The sequence below is a fragment of the Enterococcus sp. DIV1307a genome (assembly GCF_050537425.1).
Lineage (GTDB): Bacteria > Bacillota > Bacilli > Lactobacillales > Enterococcaceae > Enterococcus > Enterococcus faecalis.
The window spans coordinates 1,641,142-1,657,315 of the sequence record NZ_CP172914.1 but is presented as its reverse complement, the minus strand read 5'-3'; the positions used below and the strand labels follow the sequence as shown (position 1 = coordinate 1,657,315).

At 36.5% G+C, this 16,174-nt stretch carries 19 protein-coding genes; 12 read left to right on the top strand and 7 right to left on the bottom strand.

What is annotated here, in order from left to right:
- The first annotated feature begins 40 nt into the window (after positions 1-40).
- The 7 genes from IGL90_RS08060 (at position 41) to IGL90_RS08030 (ending at position 5,072) form a co-directional block, all read left to right on the top strand.
- Complete coding sequence (locus IGL90_RS08060) at positions 41-460, top strand: PTS sugar transporter subunit IIA (RefSeq protein WP_002389037.1); 420 nt, start codon at positions 41-43, stop codon at positions 458-460.
- Positions 461-471: 11 nt separating this feature from the next.
- Positions 472-942 (top strand): PTS sugar transporter subunit IIB, encoded by a 471-nt coding sequence (locus IGL90_RS08055; RefSeq protein ID WP_048736784.1) that lies wholly within the window; start codon positions 472-474, stop codon positions 940-942.
- 15 nt (positions 943-957) lie between these two features.
- The gene (locus IGL90_RS08050; protein WP_002357107.1) at positions 958-1,749 is read left to right on the top strand and encodes a PTS mannose/fructose/sorbose/N-acetylgalactosamine transporter subunit IIC; all 792 of its coding nucleotides are present in this window, start codon (positions 958-960) and stop codon (positions 1,747-1,749) included.
- The gene (locus tag IGL90_RS08045) at positions 1,730-2,563 is read left to right on the top strand and encodes a PTS system mannose/fructose/sorbose family transporter subunit IID (RefSeq protein WP_002384383.1); all 834 of its coding nucleotides are present in this window, start codon (positions 1,730-1,732) and stop codon (positions 2,561-2,563) included. The genes IGL90_RS08050 and IGL90_RS08045 overlap by 20 nt, the downstream gene beginning before the upstream one ends.
- A 10-nt stretch (positions 2,564-2,573) precedes the next feature.
- The gene (locus IGL90_RS08040) at positions 2,574-3,650 is read left to right on the top strand and encodes an SIS domain-containing protein (protein ID WP_048736788.1); all 1,077 of its coding nucleotides are present in this window, start codon (positions 2,574-2,576) and stop codon (positions 3,648-3,650) included.
- Positions 3,644-4,648, top strand: coding sequence for an SIS domain-containing protein (locus IGL90_RS08035; protein WP_002357110.1), 1,005 nt, complete (start codon positions 3,644-3,646; stop codon positions 4,646-4,648). The genes IGL90_RS08040 and IGL90_RS08035 overlap by 7 nt, the downstream gene beginning before the upstream one ends.
- A 73-nt stretch (positions 4,649-4,721) precedes the next feature.
- Entirely contained in the window at positions 4,722-5,072 is a 351-nt protein-coding gene (locus tag IGL90_RS08030) for a DUF2200 domain-containing protein (RefSeq protein ID WP_002360043.1), read from the top strand.
- A 92-nt stretch (positions 5,073-5,164) separates the two neighbouring features.
- Here the strand turns inward: IGL90_RS08030 and IGL90_RS08025 are convergent, their stop codons facing one another.
- Positions 5,165-5,524, bottom strand: a complete 360-nt coding sequence (locus tag IGL90_RS08025; RefSeq protein ID WP_002364154.1) for an iron chaperone — start codon at positions 5,522-5,524, stop codon at positions 5,165-5,167.
- Between the two features lie 150 nt (positions 5,525-5,674).
- The gene (locus IGL90_RS08020; RefSeq protein WP_002357118.1) at positions 5,675-5,824 is read right to left on the bottom strand and encodes a hypothetical protein; all 150 of its coding nucleotides are present in this window, start codon (positions 5,822-5,824) and stop codon (positions 5,675-5,677) included.
- Positions 5,825-6,032: 208 nt separating this feature from the next.
- On the opposite strand from IGL90_RS08020, the gene IGL90_RS08015 reads away from it, so the two are divergent.
- Positions 6,033-7,868: an LTA synthase family protein gene (locus tag IGL90_RS08015; RefSeq protein WP_048737319.1), complete on the top strand. Its 1,836-nt coding sequence runs from the start codon at positions 6,033-6,035 to the stop codon at positions 7,866-7,868.
- A 36-nt stretch (positions 7,869-7,904) separates the two neighbouring features.
- Here IGL90_RS08015 and IGL90_RS08010 read toward each other — a convergent pair whose 3' ends face one another.
- From IGL90_RS08010 to IGL90_RS08000, 3 genes are all read right to left on the bottom strand, one after another.
- On the bottom strand, positions 7,905-9,086 hold the full coding sequence (locus IGL90_RS08010; protein ID WP_002362039.1) for a multidrug effflux MFS transporter: 1,182 nt from the start codon (positions 9,084-9,086) through the stop codon (positions 7,905-7,907).
- A 109-nt stretch (positions 9,087-9,195) separates the two neighbouring features.
- Positions 9,196-9,591: a DUF3224 domain-containing protein gene (locus tag IGL90_RS08005; protein WP_002362038.1), complete on the bottom strand. Its 396-nt coding sequence runs from the start codon at positions 9,589-9,591 to the stop codon at positions 9,196-9,198.
- Between the two features lie 71 nt (positions 9,592-9,662).
- Positions 9,663-10,328: a cyclic nucleotide-binding domain-containing protein gene (locus tag IGL90_RS08000; RefSeq protein ID WP_048737317.1), complete on the bottom strand. Its 666-nt coding sequence runs from the start codon at positions 10,326-10,328 to the stop codon at positions 9,663-9,665.
- An 88-nt stretch (positions 10,329-10,416) separates the two neighbouring features.
- Between IGL90_RS08000 and IGL90_RS07995 the strand changes: the two genes are divergently transcribed.
- The 4 genes from IGL90_RS07995 (at position 10,417) to IGL90_RS07980 (ending at position 15,206) form a co-directional block, all read left to right on the top strand.
- Positions 10,417-11,067 carry a YczE/YyaS/YitT family protein gene (locus IGL90_RS07995; RefSeq protein ID WP_002364152.1) on the top strand — a complete coding sequence of 217 codons (651 nt, stop codon included), beginning with the start codon at positions 10,417-10,419 and terminating at the stop codon, positions 11,065-11,067.
- A gap of 317 nt (positions 11,068-11,384) precedes the next feature.
- Positions 11,385-14,090, top strand: coding sequence for a cation-translocating P-type ATPase (locus IGL90_RS07990; protein WP_002377094.1), 2,706 nt, complete (start codon positions 11,385-11,387; stop codon positions 14,088-14,090).
- 69 nt (positions 14,091-14,159) lie between these two features.
- The gene (locus IGL90_RS07985; protein ID WP_002370982.1) at positions 14,160-14,696 is read left to right on the top strand and encodes a GNAT family N-acetyltransferase; all 537 of its coding nucleotides are present in this window, start codon (positions 14,160-14,162) and stop codon (positions 14,694-14,696) included.
- A gap of 69 nt (positions 14,697-14,765) precedes the next feature.
- Entirely contained in the window at positions 14,766-15,206 is a 441-nt protein-coding gene (locus IGL90_RS07980) for a hypothetical protein (protein WP_002384384.1), read from the top strand.
- Positions 15,207-15,446: 240 nt separating this feature from the next.
- Here the strand turns inward: IGL90_RS07980 and IGL90_RS07975 are convergent, their stop codons facing one another.
- Positions 15,447-15,608, bottom strand: coding sequence for a hypothetical protein (locus tag IGL90_RS07975; RefSeq protein WP_002357133.1), 162 nt, complete (start codon positions 15,606-15,608; stop codon positions 15,447-15,449).
- 33 nt (positions 15,609-15,641) lie between these two features.
- Positions 15,642-15,998, bottom strand: coding sequence for a hypothetical protein (locus tag IGL90_RS07970; protein ID WP_002365807.1), 357 nt, complete (start codon positions 15,996-15,998; stop codon positions 15,642-15,644).
- Positions 15,999-16,174 lie beyond the last annotated feature (176 nt).

Genomic DNA, 16,174 nt, shown 5'->3' with positions numbered 1-16,174 from the left:
ACTCTTTTTGCTATATAAAGAAGTAAGTGAGGTGAAGAAAATGGAACGTAAAATTATTCTGGCAACACATGGTAATTTCGCTGCAGGGATTCAGACATCATTAGCTTTAATTTGTGGTGAAACAAAGAATGTGGAATGTCTTTGCGCTTATATGGAACAACCTTATGATTTAGCCAAGACGGTCAAAGACATTTTAAAGAACAATCAACAAAATGAATTAATTGTGATTACGGACCTATTTGGCGGAAGCGTGAATAACGAATTTTTTAATTATGTGGGGAAACAAGCAATGCATTTAATTTCAGGATTAAATTTAGCAACGTTAATTGAAATATATACCCAAATAAATACTGTTGATTCATTAGTTGATTTAGTAAAACGTGCCGTTGAAAACGGACAAGAAAGTCTTTGTTATTGTAATGAGTTATCTAGTAAAGAAATTTTAGAAGAAGAATTTTAGGAGGAAATGAAATGATTAAATTGTTAAGAGTCGATCATCGCTTGTTACATGGTCAAGTGGCTTTTTCATGGACCCAAGGCTTAGGCGCCGATTGTATTTTAATCGCAAATGATGACGTACCTAAAAATGATATTCGAAAAACAACCATTAAGCTAGCTAAACCAGCAGGAGTAAAACTGGTCATTAAAACGATTGAAGATGCGATTGCCGCACTAAAAAGTGGTGTTACAGAAAAATACAAACTTTTTATTGTAATTGAGAGTGTGGAGGATGCTTATCGATTGGCTACTGCTTGTCCAGAAATAAAAGAAATTAACTTAGGAGGGATGAAAGTAAGGGAAAATACTCGAAACATTTCTAAAGCAATTAATATCACACCGGATGAAGAAAAAATGGTTAAAGAATTGGTCGCAAATGGTTGTGAAGTTGAAATTCGACAAGTCCCAAATGACAAAAAAGTAGCAGCATTAAATGTCTTGTAGAAAGGAGAAATACAAATGATAGGACAAGCGATTCTTTTAGGTTGCATCGCTTTTATTGCGCAGTCGGAATATGCTTTAGGTACCTCGTTGCTTTCAAGACCAATTGTAACCGGTTTATTTGTCGGAATTGTATTAGGTGATGTCAAAACGGGCGTAATCATGGGCGCAACCTTAGAGTTAGCTTTCATCGGTTCTTTTTCAGTGGGCGCCTCAATCCCACCTGATGTAGTGACTGGTGGGATTCTTGGTACAGCGTTTGCTATTACTGCTGGCGCAGGAACAGAAACAGCCTTAGTTTTAGGCTTGCCAATCGCAACGTTAACGTTGATTCTTAAAAATATTTATTTGGGTTTGCTCATCCCAATCATGAGTCAAAAAGCTGATCAGTATGCTGAAGAAGGAGCATATAAAGGGGTGGAGCGCATGCATTTACTTGCAGGCTTTGGCTTATCGTTCATGCTAGCGCTCATTGTAACTATTTCATTTGCCGTGGGCAGCAACACCATTAAAGGCTTACTTGATCTGATCCCTGAATTTATTCAACATGGGTTGTCTGTTGCAACGGGGATTATTCCAGCGCTAGGATTTGCGATGCTTGCACGCTTACTGATTAACAAACAAGTGGCGCCATATTTCTTTTTAGGCTTTGTCTTAATGGCTTACTTTAAGTTACCTGTAACAGGAGTAGCAATTTTGGGTGCCATTACAGCGGTAATTGTTGTGAATATCATGAATTATGCCAAAGGAAAGAATGAAACAATACAAACAACGAGTGGGGAGGTAATTGATGATGACGAAGACTTCTAAAACTAAGACAGAAAACTTAATTACAAAAAAAGAACTTAATCAAGTCTTTTGGCGTTCATTTCAAATGGAATTTTCATGGAATTATGAACGTCAGATGAATATGGCTTATGTCTATGCCATGATCCCTATTTTAAAGAAATTATATCCTCAAAAAGAAGAGATGGCGGCAGCTTTAAAACGGCATCTTGCTTTCTTTAATACTACGCCGCATATCGTGACGTTTATTTTAGGAATTAATGCTGCAATGGAAGAAGAAAATGTTCTGGACGAAAATTTTGAAGTTGGAACAATCGATAGTATTAAAACCTCGTTAATGGGACCTTTAGCTGGTTTAGGTGATTCCTTTTTCTGGGGAACCTTACGCTTGATTGCAACAGGTGTTGGAACTTCGTTAGCTTTACAAGGGAATGTGTTAGGGCCAATTCTATTTTTACTCATTTTTAACGTCCCCCATGTGATTGTTCGTTATTTACTGAATCGTTGGGGCTATAAATTAGGAACTGGTTTTCTCAAAAAGATTCAAGCAAATGGCATGATGGAAAGTCTCACATTAGGCGCTTCAATAATTGGCTTGATGGTGGTAGGTGCTATGACCGCCTCCATGATTGATTTAACTATCCCGATTACAATCAGCGGAAGTGGCAAAAATGCAGTCACAGTTCAAAGTATCTTTGACGATATCATGCCTAAATTATTACCGCTTGCATCTTTTGGTTTTGTTTTTTATTTATTGAAAAAAGAAGTAAAACCTTTAGCGATTTTAGGTGGCATGGCAATTGTCGGAATTCTTGGCTCATTAATTGGTCTATTTTAGGAGGCAAAATATGAAAACGATGCTGGATTATATAAATGAGGAGCAAGCAGCCCTAACTCAGATTCTTAACCAATTTCAATTAACTGATACAGACGTTTCAAAGGTCACGCACTGTCTAGTTTTAGCAACTGGCTCGTCACATAACGCTTGTCAGGCGGCTAAAGTTTACCTTGAAGAAGTGGCGCCTATTTATGTGGAAATCCAAGAGCCGTTCAATTTTGTTCATTATGGCAAAGTGGATGATCGGTTTGATCTGGTCGTAGCGGTTTCGCAAAGTGGTAAAAGTGCTTCGACAATTGATGCCATTGCAAAAATTAAAAACCAAACGTCTGTAAAAACAATGGCCTTGACAAGTGATGTCACCAGCCCGATTACGGAGGTTGTGGATGAAGTCCTGGATTTAAAAATGGGGCTTGAAACAGTTGGTTTTGTTACAAAAGGCTATACGGCAACACTTTTAAATTTATTTCTATTTGGTTTGAAACTGGGCTATCAAAAGCATCAATTAACAAAAGTAGAGGTTGGAGAAGAATTAGCAAAACTTGCCAAAGCAATTCAGGAAATCGATTCGGTGATTTATAAAACCGAACAATTTTGGCAAAAAACGAAAAAAGAATTAATAGAGGGGACACGATTTATCGCAATTGGTTATGGGCCCAATATTGGTACGGCAAAAGAGTTTGAGACGAAGTTTACAGAAACAGTTCGCTTACCTTCCCAAGGATTTGAAGTCGAAGCCTATATGCATGGGCCTTATCTTGAAGCGGATACTACACATCTTTTGTTTTTTATTGAAAATCAAAGTCCTATTCAAGCACGTAGCCAAGCCTTGAAAAACTATCTAGCCAATTATGTTGGTCAATGTTACACAATTACAACGCGTTCAACGAGAGCATCAAATACGTTAGAGTTAGCAAGTGATGTCGAAGAAAAAATTAGTCCTTTATTATTAGTTATTCCATTTCAATATTTGGCGTATCAAGTAGCTACAAGTAAAGGAATTGATTTATCTCAACGGATTTTTGATGATTTTGATTGTGTCCTAAAAAGTAAAATAGCAAAGAAAGAGGGAAATCAGCCATGTTAAAATTTAATGAAGAACAACAAATCAAAGACATACGAGGTGCCTTAGCCTTGCGTTCAGATGTTGAAAAAGTTGTTGATCAAGTTTGGACGAAAGGATTTGATGCGGTTTATTATTTAGGAATCGGCGGTACTTATGCTTCAGCCATGCAAGCAGTTACTTATGCGAATGGAAAAAGTAATTTACCAATCTATGTTCAACATGCTGCTGAGTATTACACAACAGGCAATAAACGTTTAACAGAAAAATCATTCGTCATCTTGTCTTCCGTTACTGGGACAACACAAGAAGTGGTGCAAGCCGTTCAAGAAATCAAAAAGGTCGGCGCAACGTTATTTGGTTTTATCGATGCAAAAGACAGTCTTTTAGCAGATTTATGTGATTATGTGGTGACTTATCCAGCTCCAGGAACTGAGCAAATCAAGTTCTTTATGGTAGCTGATCGTTTAATGCAAAAAAACAACGAATTTACAGATTACGAAAATTATTACCAAGAATTGGAAGAATATTTGCCTACAGGTTTAGCTGAAGCCGAAAAAAGTGCCGATGCGTTTGGCTTAGCTTTTGCGGAAAAACATCGTCATGATAGCATTCACTATTTTATTGGCGCAGGGAACCAATGGGGAGCGGTCTATTCTTATGCAATGTGCTATTGGGAAGAGCAAAGTTGGCTTCGCTCAAAATCAATTCATGCAGCAGAGTTCTTACATGGAACGCTAGAAATTGTAGATGAAACTACGCCAGTAACGTTGTTTATTGGAGAAGACGAGCAGCGACCGTTGGCAGAACGAGTAGCAAAATTATTGCCGAAAATCTGTGCCAATTATACAATTATTGATTCGAAAGCGTATGAACTTCCAGGAATTAGTGAAAAATATCGTGGCCGAGTTATTTCATTTCTCCTAATGCATGCGGTAACGCAACGCATTGATGCGCATGTAGAAAAATTGAATTGTCACCCATTAGAGATTCGTCGTTATTATCGTCAATTTGATTACTAAGACAAAATAGCCTCTTTTTCCAGCAAGCCTGTGGTAGACTGAAGAGAGAATACTTCAGAAAGTAGGAAAACCAATGACAAAACCGAAAATCTATACAATGACCTTTGCCAGTGTTTACCCGCTATACATCCAAAAAGCAGAACGTAAAAATCGAACGCAAGCGGAGGTTGACGAAATTATTTACTGGTTAACTGGTTATGATGAAAAAGGCTTGCAACAACAATTGGCTCAAAAAGTAACGATGGAAACATTTTTTGAAGAAGCACCCAATTTCAATGAAAACGCCCAATTGATCAAAGGCGTAATTTGTGGCTATCGCGTGGAAGAAATTGAAGATCCTTTAATGCAAAAAATCCGTTACCTAGATAAGTTAATCGACGAGTTGGCCAAGGGAAAAGCGATGGAAAAAATTTTAAGAACATGAAGAGGTCGGGACAGAAGTGTTTAACTCCGAGAAATAAGAAGGAGTTGCTTCTGTTCCCGCCGTTTATTAGTTTTTGAGCGTGGGACAAAAATTCAAAGTGATTTTTGTCCCACGCTCTTCATGTTTTCTTGTACACGGAATTTAACTATTTCCTGTATTAATGAAAGAGGTAACTCTTGCGTGTAGGGAAATTGAATGGCACCTTTCGAGGTTTTAAAAGGGCGTAATTCTTTGCTGAAACGTTGGATGGCTGATGGCGTAGGATAGAAACCTAAATGTTGCTTGGCCGCCGCAAAATGCACTAAATTGCCATTTAAGTAAAAGGTCGGCATTCCATAAGCGATTTTTTCAGTAGTCTCCTGAGGAACAACCGCTAAAATTGCTTGGTAGATTTCTGTTAACTGTGTTTGATGTTGGGGTTGCTGGCGAATATAGTTTGCAATGATGGTCATCTAAAAACACCTCCGTTTGTTTCAGTATACTATGTAAAAAATAAAAGGCGAAGAGGATACAAAAAAACCGTCTAGTATTTTTTCTTTACTAAACGGCTTTTAGCTTAAATAACTACCTAAAGGGTCTTGCATGGAAATGTTTGTCACTCCTTAGTTTAATTGTTTTAAGTGTGCAATTGCTTCTTCAATTGTGTGACCAGTTGCTGTTTTACTTTCATTTTTTGCATCAAAAACAATGAAAATATTTTTGTCTGTGTCTAATTGAATACGGTATTGAATGTTTTTTACTTTGTAAGTCATAGTTATTCTCCTTTCATAAAGTACTCTAAAAAGGCGACGATAACTGATAACGAAATTCCATTGTTACTATACCACTGGAAAATTATTTTTGCAACAAATAACATTTTTTCTTTACCATTCCTTAGACTTCTTTGCTAGCTACTTCTTTACATTCTTTTTCAAGAAGCATAAAATAAATACATTACTAGTTTTTGAATAGGAGATCGATGTGAAAAAGAGAGTTGAGAAATTTAGACGATGGCCCTACCGCTACCTTTTGTATGGAATCGGGTTCATCTTATTAATTATTTTTAGTAATTTATATTTGCAATGGTGTCAGAATAACTTGTCTGTTGATTTAGCCTTCAAGTTTGCTTTTTCGTGGCATACGGAAAAGTTTTTCTTAGGTTGTTTTGTGCTAAGCGTTTTTTTACTTTTTTTATGTAGTTTGGCAGGTTCATTAGGAGTTGGCTCTCTTTTATATAGTGTCATAATAGGTGTTTTAGGATTTGCGGACTATCAAAAGATGTTTTATCGTGTCGAACCTATTTACCCAGACGACTTAAAAATGATCACAGAAGTTAGTTTATTAAAAGAAATGGTTGGTTTATGGCCGTTTATTTTTGTGGTAGCGTTAGGTTGTGTAGCACTTTTTTTCTTAGGAAAAGCCTTTTATAAAAGTTTCTTTTTATCGAAGAAAAAACAAACTATTCGTGTGTTAAGTCTTGTTCTTTCGATTGGTCTATTTTCATATATTGGTGATTTTAACAATCCGCAAAATTTGTTACGTAAAGCCTATAATAAAACCGCGTTATGGATTCCTTACAGCCAAAAAATGAATTACTACAATACAGGATTTATTGGTGGTTTTCTATATAATTTAAAAGTAGAGGCTATGGACCAACCAAAGGGTTATTCAAAAGAAGCTATTTCAGAAATTACTCAGAAATATCAAAAGTTGGCCGAGGCAAAAACAGTGCCGAGCAATGAGCAACCAAATATTGTGTTTGTCATGAGTGAAAGTTTTTCAAATCCAGATCATCTGAAAGGTTTGTCCATTATTGGCAATCCTTTAGCTGATTATCAGCAAATCGCTGATAAAACTTACAGTGGCCAGATGCTTTCACAAAACTACGGGGGCGGAACTGCGAATATTGAATTTGAAGCCTTAACAAGTTTTTCGATGGAATTAATGAATGCCCAAATGACTACACCTTATACAATGATGATTCCTAAGATGACGGAATTGCCTTCCATTGTTTCATTACTTAAGGAACAAAAGTACCAAACAACGGCTATTCATCCGTACAATACATCTATGTATAAACGAAAAGGTGTGTATAAAATTTTAGGTTTTGATCAATTTATCAATGAAAAAACAATGAACTATACGGATAAACTAGAAAATAATCCTTACATTTCAGATCAAGCAGCGTATCAGGAAGTGACGACACTGCTTAAAGAAAAAGAGCAACCGCAATTCATTCATTTAGTTACTATGCAAACACATATGCCCTATGAAAATAAATACACAACGTCCAATTATTTTTCTCAAGGAAACGGCAATCAAGTCGCGCTCAATAATTACTTGCAAGATATTGCCTACAGTAGCGAAGCTTTGAAAAATTTCCTACAAGAAATCGAAAAAATGCCCAAACGCACATTAGTCGTTTTTTGGGGAGATCACTTACCAAGTATTTATGATGAAAACATTCAAGCGTTGAATGAAGGGGCAGCCCTTCACCAGACAGAATTTCTAATGTATGATACGGCGAACCAGTTAACAGAAAAAAATCAGCATCAAGCAATCATTAGTCCATTTTATTTTGCTCCCTCACTTTTCCAACAAAGTGGCTTACCGCAATCGGGATTTTACGCTATGCTAAATGAGGTACAAGAACAATTGCCTGCTTTTGAAAAGGGGAATTACTATCTCGGTGGGGAATGGAAAAAAACAGTAGAAATGAATAAAAAGCAAGAACAACTATATGAGGAATACCGACTGATTCAATATGACATTGTTTCAGGGAAGCAATATAGTTTAGAAAATCAATTTTTTAGCTAAAAAAAACACACGAAATATTCGTGTGTTTTTTGATTTTTATTTTAAAGTTTTACGATAAACAATGACATAATAGCTGAAAGCTAACAGGCAGGCAAAACTTAAAAAGTAAAGCGGTAAGACCCAAATGGTGCCATTGTGAAAGTAACTAATCAAATAGGTAAAGAAACTAACAAACAAGTAATAGACAAAACTAAAAATCCCACTGGCAGTACCAATTACAGATTCATAGCCTTTTAAGGCCATACTTAAGGCATTGGGCAAAGTAATATTAATCCCTAAGAAAAAGAGAAAAATAAACAAAATAAGACCAATGATTGATTCAAATTGTGTCATTATTAATAAACAGCAAGCCGCAAAGATACTTAGCAGCAAACCAGCAAAGGCAATTTTTTCCGCTGACCAATATCCTAGCAACCAATTGATAAGAACCGCAGCAAGAATACTAGACACAGCTAAAACTAAACCAAGAAAGCCATATTGGACACTGCTAAAGCCAAAGTGATTGATGAAAATAAACGGAGCTTCTGCATAGTAGCTAAACAATAAACCATTAATGCCCCCAATCAATAAGCCGTAGCACCAAACTTTCGAGTCGAAGGAAAGGCGTTTCGCCACGGACCAAAAAGGCGCTTTCGTTAAGGTATTTCCTAAGTGAAAGGTTTCTGGTAAACGATAAAAACTATAGAAAAGTAATAGAACAGCCATGACAATTAAGGTGCTAAAGACATGCTGATAGCCAAAATAGGTTTGAACAAGTCCGCCGACTAAGGGTCCGATGGCAGGAGATAGCGATAGGGCAGCGCTTGTTTGAGCAAAAATTTTCCCTCTTTGAAGATCGTTAAAGCTTTCCCGCATCATTGATTGGGTAATGACAGAACCAACGCTTGCACCAAATGCTTGAATTAAACGGAAGAATAACAGCCAAGGAAATGTCGGACTCAAAAAAAGGCCAATATTTCCAATTAAATAGCATAAAATTCCTAATAACATAGCTGGGCGACGTCCAATCGTATCGGATAGAATTCCCCAGAATAAAACGCCAACGGCAAAGGCAACAAAATAAATACTCATGGTTAATTGTGCCACGCTATCGTGAATGTTAAAAGCAGAACTAAGCGCTGGCAAAATAGGTGTGAAAATCGACTCGCTGATTTGTGGAAATCCCACAAGCAAAATAATAATTAGTAATGATGGGACGGTGTTTCGGGTGTTTTTCATGATTTTTCTCCTTAAAAGTTTAATCTAATCAAAAACACCCATTGTCTTTTACAACCGCCAAATTTAAAATAAGTAAAATAATGTCACCAACTTTCCTTAAAATTTTTTATTATACAAAGTCTAAATGAAGAAGCGCTTCTTCTTGACTAAATTCATAAGTGTAGCGACCAGATAAACCGGCAAGCTCACCTGATGCTTGAAATAGTTCACCAGGACAGTCTAAAAGACCTTGTGTAAACGTCCCTTTTTCGCAAGCAGTAAAGGTGCCTTTTTTTCCTAAATAAGTTCCTTCGAAATGTAGGAAACCGACCACTTGAGCCACAGCTTCAAGCCCATCAGCCATTGAAGAGCCTTGATAAGTCATTAAGTATTCCACAGAAGCTGTCCCAGATAAGGCGCCTGACAATTGATAAGTAGCGCTCGCTTGATTCACTGGGAAATTTTCATTAAGATTGTCAATCGGTTGTTCTTGCCAACTAGATACAGTAAATGATGCTTGCTCCATTGCTGTCCCTTCTTTCTTATTAATAAGAATAGGGTAGCTGGAAGCGCACTATTTGTCAACAATCCACCACTTTAACTCTTCTTTTTTTGTACAAAAGAATGTAACGCTAAGCGGTTGATGTGATAAGCAGTTCCTTGTTTTTGAATAAAGCCGCGCTCTCGAAATTGTTTGAAAGTATAAATAAGATGGCGATAACTAACCCCTAAGTATTCGGCAATCTCAGTATGTTTTTCTTTATAAACATCTTCGTGATTAGCGGCAACCAATAGCAATTCCGCTAACCGATAACTTAGTTCATAGGTCTGATTCGTTGTAAAGTGGTCCACTCGTTGGAGCATTTTTTTCCCTAGATAATGGCTGAGTTGCTGCATAAAAAGTACCTTGTTTTTTAAAACAGTTTCTGCATAAGCTAAAGGAATAGCCAAACAACAGGTTTCACCTAAGGCGATAACGTCCTTGGTTATCGTTTCCGCTTGAACTAATGTTAAATCGCCAATTAAATCACCTGTCGTTAAAAACTGAACAATGGATTGGCGGCCATTGCGTTCTGTTTTTAAAATTTTCGCTTTTCCTTTGATTAAATAAAAAAGATAATTTAATGGCTCTGCTTGGTGATGAATGAATTCTTGATTTTCAAAATCGATAATAAAACTGTGTTTTAAATCAATTTCATTAAAAAAAGGCGTATTTTTAGCTAATTCTTGTTTCGGTGATTGTTGGTAGGCTGTTTTAAGCATTTTTTCTCCTTATAATAGGAGATATCTCCTATTTGTTTCTTCTATTGTAGCACATAATAGACGTATCAAGAGTAGAGGAGTTTTTATAATGTGGAAGAAAAAAATTGTGCTATCGTTTCTTTTTTATTTAATTAGTGCATTGGGCATCAGTTTGACAATTCAAGCAGGCATTGGAGTTAGTAGTTTTAATGCATTTAATGTGACCTTTGCAACACTTACTCATTTAAAAGTCGGAACTGTTACCACAGCTATCAATTTAGCTTTTTTAGGCACGTGTTGGTTGTTAGATCAGCAGCGTAAAATTCAGGACTATTTGATTATTTTGGTGGCGTTAATTGGCTTTGGTTTTGTCATTAATTTTTTCTTATATCAATTATTTGGTTCGCTTGTTTTTCAAAATTATTTGGTTAAAATTGTTCTATTTATTTTAGGGACAATCATAGCAGGAATCGGGACAGGACAGGTAGTTGCGCTAGGTGTTTTGCAATTTCCTATTGAAAAATTTTGTACACTTATTTCTGAAAGAACGCGCTATAGTTTTCAGTTTTATCGTTATTTAGTTGATATTTTTTGTGTCAGTTTGGCACTAGGATTGTCCATTAGTTATCATTTGCCGATTTTTGTTCGTGAAGGAACCGTGATTAGTCTTTTCTTACTTTCTTGGGTTATTAGTTGGTCGAGAAAGCGGGGACAACAGCGTATTTTACGAATACAAATCAAGAAACTGGAATCCGAATGAAAGGATTTCAGTTTTTTTCAAATGAGCAGAACTTTTATTTGAAAAAAAGAGTGGAAAACGGTATACTAATTAAGTAATTATTCATAACATTGGTTCTCCAATCAATGTTAAATAGTTTTTTCATGAGGGAGTAACTGACAGTATTTATGCTGTGACAACATCACCAACTCCGAAAGCAATTTCTGGTGTTGTCTTAAACGGTGAGACTTATGTATGTTCGACGAAGTAGCATACACAAGTCTATTTTTTTTCATTTATTTTTGATGAAATGTAAAATAGTACTTGAAGGATGCTGCAAAAAATAGAGGAGGAAGAACATGTCAGAAGAAAAGAAAACACAATTGTCTGAAGCGTTTTACGCACAAGACGACACAGTTGTTTTGGAGAAAATGAACACAACAACTGATGGATTAAGTGCACAGGAGGCTCAAAAGCGTTTAGAAACGTACGGGGAAAATGTGCTAGATGAAGGGAAGAAAAAATCACTTGCCGTGAAATTCTTTGAGCAATTCAAAGATTTTATGATTATTGTTTTATTAGCGGCAGCGGTCATTTCAGCCGTCTTTTCCCATGATGTGGTAGACTCGATTATCATCTTAGTGGTTGTTATCTTGAACGCCATCTTTGGGGTCATTCAAGAAGCCAAAGCGGAACAAGCCATTGAAGCATTAAAAGAAATGTCTTCACCAAATGCGAATGTTCGCCGTGATGGACATGTCATTACTGTTAAAAGTGATGAATTAGTACCAGGCGACATTGTTTTATTAGAAGCAGGTGATGTCGTTCCAGCTGATTTACGTTTATTGGAAGCGAATAGCTTAAAAATTGAAGAAGCAGCGTTAACCGGTGAATCTGTTCCAGTTGAAAAAGAAGTAACCATCTTAGAGGGAACCGATATTGGTATCGGTGACCGAATCAATATGGCTTATTCCAATAGTAATGTGACGTATGGACGTGGTCTTGGCGTTGTGGTTGGCACAGGAATGAATACAGAAGTCGGTAAAATTGCTGGCATGCTAGCAAGCGAACAAGAAACGGAAACGCCTTTAAAACAAAACTTAAACCAATTGGGTAAAATGTTAACAATTGCCATTTTAGTCATTGCAGCGGTGATGTTTGTGGTAGGAATGATGAATGGTCGTTCATGGATTGACATGTTATTAACGTCAATTTCGTTAGCTGTAGCGGCAATTCCAGAAGGATTACCAGCGATTGTCACAATTATTTTGGCTTTAGGGACTCAAAAAATGGCCAAGAAAAATGCGATTGTCCGTAAGTTACCAGCCGTTGAAACATTAGGAAGTACAGATATTATCTGTTCAGATAAAACAGGTACGTTAACCTTAAATCAAATGACCGTTGAAGCGTTGTATACAGATGGTCAAGTGTTATCTGCTTCCACAGAAATCCCTGCTGATAATATGGCTTTAAAAATCATGAACTTTACGAATGATACAAAAATCGCTCAAGATGGTTCATTAATTGGTGACCCAACAGAAACTGCCTTAGTACAATTTGGTTTAGATCATGCGTTTAACGTAACCGAAAAAGTAGCAGCTGAACCTCGTGTGGCAGAGATTCCTTTTGACTCTGATCGTAAATTAATGACTACTGTTCATGAATTAAAAACAGGTGGCTTCCTAGTTTCTGTCAAAGGTGCACCAGATGAATTATTGAAACGTTGTACGGAAATCTTATCAAATGGAGAAACAAGTCCATTAGATGAAACAAAACGTCAAGAAATTTTGAAAACCAACACCTCATTAGCGAAACAAGCCTTACGTGTTTTAGGAATGGCTTATAAATATGTTGAGACGATTCCAGCCGAAATGAGTTCTGAACTTGTGGAAAAAGATTTAACATTTGCTGGTTTAGTCGGTATGATTGACCCAGAAAGAAAAGAAGCTGCAGATGCTGTAAAAGTCGCGAAAGAAGCGGGTATTCGTCCAATTATGATTACGGGTGACCACCGTGATACAGCAGAAGCAATTGCGGCACGTTTAGGCATCATCAAAGAAGGTGACGACGATGCCGTCATTACAGGCGCTGAATTAAATGAATTGTCAGATGAAAAATTCGCACAAGTCGTGGGACACTACTCTGTCTATGCTCGTGTTTCACCAGAACACAAGGTTCGGATTGTTAAAGCGTGGCAACAAGAAGGAAAAGTGGTTGCGATGACTGGTGATGGCGTAAATGATGCTCCAGCCTTAAAAGCTGCTGACATCGGGATTGGTATGGGAATTACCGGAACAGAAGTATCAAAAGGTGCTTCAGATATGGTCCTTGCCGATGATAACTTTTCAACAATTATTGTGGCAGTAGAAGAAGGGCGTAAAGTCTTTTCAAATATCCAAAAAACGATTCAATATTTACTTTCAGCTAACTTAGGGGAAGTATTAACCTTGTTTATTGCAACAATGCTCAATTGGGATACCTTGTTACCTGTTCACTTATTGTGGATTAACTTAGTAACGGATACTTTCCCAGCGATTGCGTTAGGTGTGGAACCAGCAGAACGTGATGTGATGAGCCATGAACCTCGTGGTAAAAAATCGAACTTCTTCTCTGGCGGCGTTTTAAGCAGTGTTGTTTATCAAGGGATTACGCAAGGGGCATTGACTTTGATTGTGTATAAAATGTCAATTATGTTCCCAGCACATACCGCAGCTAACACAAACTTATCGGCGCAAGCGTTGTATGATTTACAACACGGCGATGCTTTAACCATGGCCTTCGCTACTTTGGGATTAATTCAATTGTTCCATGCCTTTAATGTGAAGTCGATTTATCAATCAATTTTCAAAGTTGGCTTATTCCGCAACAAATCATTTAACTATGGGATTCTTGTTTCGTTCTTGCTATTAGCTGCAACGATTGTTATTCCAGGATTTAATGATTTATTCAGCGTCACACATTTAGATGCATATCAATGGGCAATTGTAGCAGGTACTTCTTTTGCTATCATCCCAATTGTGGAAATTGTGAAGTTCTTCCAACGTAAAGCAGGTAAAGGTGCTTAATAAATAAGAAAAGAAAATTGGCTGGTACTTAAACCAGTCAATTTTTCTTTATGTAAGGAGTGAAAGGGCTTGAAACGGAAAATTATTTTCGAAACACAACGACTTATTGTCAGAGAATGGCAGTCGGAAGATGAAGTGGAATTGAAAAAATTTTTGCAAGATGAAAATGTGATGTATGCCTATGAACACGCTTTTTCTGATGAAGAGGTTGCAAACTGGCTAAAGTGGAACTTACAGTCCTATCAAGAATACGGCTACGGCTTATGGGCGTTAGAGAAGAAACGAACAGGCGAAGTTATCGGCGAGTGTGGTCTCACCAATCAATTAGTAAAAGGCAAGAGCTATCCAGAAATTGGTTATCATTTATGTGGGAAAGAATGGCACAAAGGGTATGCGATTGAAGCTGCCGCAGCGACAAAACAGTACGCATTCGATGTATTAAATTTTCCAGAAGTTATTTCAACGATTCGTGATACGAACTTAGCCTCTATGAATGTCGCTATTCGAAACCAGATGCTTGTTAGGGATCGATACATTAAAACATATCGTGGCAAAACGATGCCTCACTATGTTTTCTCTGTTAAAAATCAAAAGAATAAAGACTGAAAAAGTGCCACTTGTCAGATGGAATAGAAAAAGTGTAAAATGGAGTGAAAGAGAAAAGGGAAAAGAGGGATGGTTATGAGACCAAATTTAGGATTTTACGTTCAAACAATTAATGATATCGTTAAAACAACAGAAGATATTGGCGAAGTCATGAATCCATATTACGAAGAAGTTCGTCAAGCGATCGATAAGAATAAAGTGAATGATTTAACAGCCGAACGAATTGCAGAAATTCAAGCAAAATTTAAAGAAGGTACTGAAAAATATGAATTAATGCTCAAAAAAGTCGGAACATTAAAACCAACACCACAAGTACTTGGCATTCACAAAAAATTTCAACATGCTTATACAGAATATGTAGCAGGATGCAATGAAATGATTTTAGCAACAGATCCAGAAACAGGTATTGATGCAGAATTATTTAACGCTTCAGAAGAAAAGCAAGACCAAGCAACGGATGAATTAACCTTTGCCATTACGCGAATGAGCAACATTCTTTTGAAAAAATAAAAAACTAATAAAAATAACTAACGAATTTAATATTTTTTTCATGTCTTTTTTATGGACAAAAGAGAAAGTGTATTGTATTATTAATTCATACCAACAACAACCTTTTTATTTTTCATTTTACTCTTATTGAGTAAATACTCCTTTTCCATCGGCAAAACTGCCGGTGGTTTTTTTGTTATTTTTTTATTTAATAATAAAACAACCTTTGATTTTATTAAAATCAAAGGTTGTTTTAGCTTGTTAATTTTCAACATTTCGCACATAATCATCAAAGTATTGAATTAACTCTTTCTTGATTTGTTGATAATCTGCTTCAGAATAGTTCTTTTCTTCTAGCGTACCATTAAAAAATGGCAAATTTAGTTCTTCTTTTAAACGTTCAATCACTTCTTCTTGCTTCATAAGGACCCCTTCTCAACGAATTGTTCTCTTCTATTATAGAACATTGTAGTCATCCGTCAATTGTTCAAAGGCAATTTTCATTTCCTCTAGACGTTCATTCAATTGATGGGTTTCATCTTCTTCATTGAAAAAATGTTGTTTTAATTCAAAATAAAAATTTTCGAAGGCTTGGAAAAAAGGCTCAGACTTGTTGTTTTCAAGAGCAGGAACACTTGTGTAGAGAACACGAGCGCTATGGTAGTAAGTGAAAACCTCGTTAATATTTAATAAAATACGCGCTTCTTCTGGGCGTGGTCGACTTGTAACTAAGTCATGTAAAGATAAACTTTTTGTATGGGTTTCAGATAAATAAAATAAAAATAGTTCCAATTGCTCTTTTGTTGCAGACATGAAAACTCCTCCTCAAACAGTAGTAACATTTATTATAAATGAAAATGAAAGTGCTTGAAAAGCAATGCGCTCAGCAAAAATAATTATTTTAAGTGAAAACTATAGTTGTTGCTTTAGCATTCTTTTTAATCATGATAAACTGAGAGAAGTATAGTAGGTCCTGACAGAGGAGGAAA

Excerpts from the sequence above, each read along its gene's own strand:
- IGL90_RS08060 (WP_002389037.1), top strand. The coding sequence starts at position 41 with ATGGAACGTAAAATTATTCTGGCAACACATGGTAATTTCGCTGCAGGG.
- IGL90_RS08055 (WP_048736784.1), top strand. The coding sequence starts at position 472 with ATGATTAAATTGTTAAGAGTCGATCATCGCTTGTTACATGGTCAAGTG.
- IGL90_RS08050 (WP_002357107.1), top strand. The coding sequence starts at position 958 with ATGATAGGACAAGCGATTCTTTTAGGTTGCATCGCTTTTATTGCGCAG.
- IGL90_RS08045 (WP_002384383.1), top strand. The coding sequence starts at position 1,730 with ATGATGACGAAGACTTCTAAAACTAAGACAGAAAACTTAATTACAAAA.
- IGL90_RS08040 (WP_048736788.1), top strand. The coding sequence starts at position 2,574 with ATGAAAACGATGCTGGATTATATAAATGAGGAGCAAGCAGCCCTAACT.
- IGL90_RS08035 (WP_002357110.1), top strand. The coding sequence starts at position 3,644 with ATGTTAAAATTTAATGAAGAACAACAAATCAAAGACATACGAGGTGCC.
- IGL90_RS08030 (WP_002360043.1), top strand. The coding sequence starts at position 4,722 with ATGACAAAACCGAAAATCTATACAATGACCTTTGCCAGTGTTTACCCG.
- IGL90_RS08025 (WP_002364154.1), bottom strand. The coding sequence starts at position 5,524 with ATGACCATCATTGCAAACTATATTCGCCAGCAACCCCAACATCAAACA.
- IGL90_RS08020 (WP_002357118.1), bottom strand. The coding sequence starts at position 5,824 with ATGACTTACAAAGTAAAAAACATTCAATACCGTATTCAATTAGACACA.
- IGL90_RS08010 (WP_002362039.1), bottom strand. The coding sequence starts at position 9,086 with ATGAAAAACACCCGAAACACCGTCCCATCATTACTAATTATTATTTTG.
- IGL90_RS08005 (WP_002362038.1), bottom strand. The coding sequence starts at position 9,591 with ATGGAGCAAGCATCATTTACTGTATCTAGTTGGCAAGAACAACCGATT.
- IGL90_RS08000 (WP_048737317.1), bottom strand. The coding sequence starts at position 10,328 with ATGCTTAAAACAGCCTACCAACAATCACCGAAACAAGAATTAGCTAAA.
- IGL90_RS07995 (WP_002364152.1), top strand. The coding sequence starts at position 10,417 with ATGTGGAAGAAAAAAATTGTGCTATCGTTTCTTTTTTATTTAATTAGT.
- IGL90_RS07990 (WP_002377094.1), top strand. The coding sequence starts at position 11,385 with ATGTCAGAAGAAAAGAAAACACAATTGTCTGAAGCGTTTTACGCACAA.
- IGL90_RS07980 (WP_002384384.1), top strand. The coding sequence starts at position 14,766 with ATGGTTATGAGACCAAATTTAGGATTTTACGTTCAAACAATTAATGAT.
- IGL90_RS07975 (WP_002357133.1), bottom strand. The coding sequence starts at position 15,608 with ATGAAGCAAGAAGAAGTGATTGAACGTTTAAAAGAAGAACTAAATTTG.
- IGL90_RS07970 (WP_002365807.1), bottom strand. The coding sequence starts at position 15,998 with ATGTCTGCAACAAAAGAGCAATTGGAACTATTTTTATTTTATTTATCT.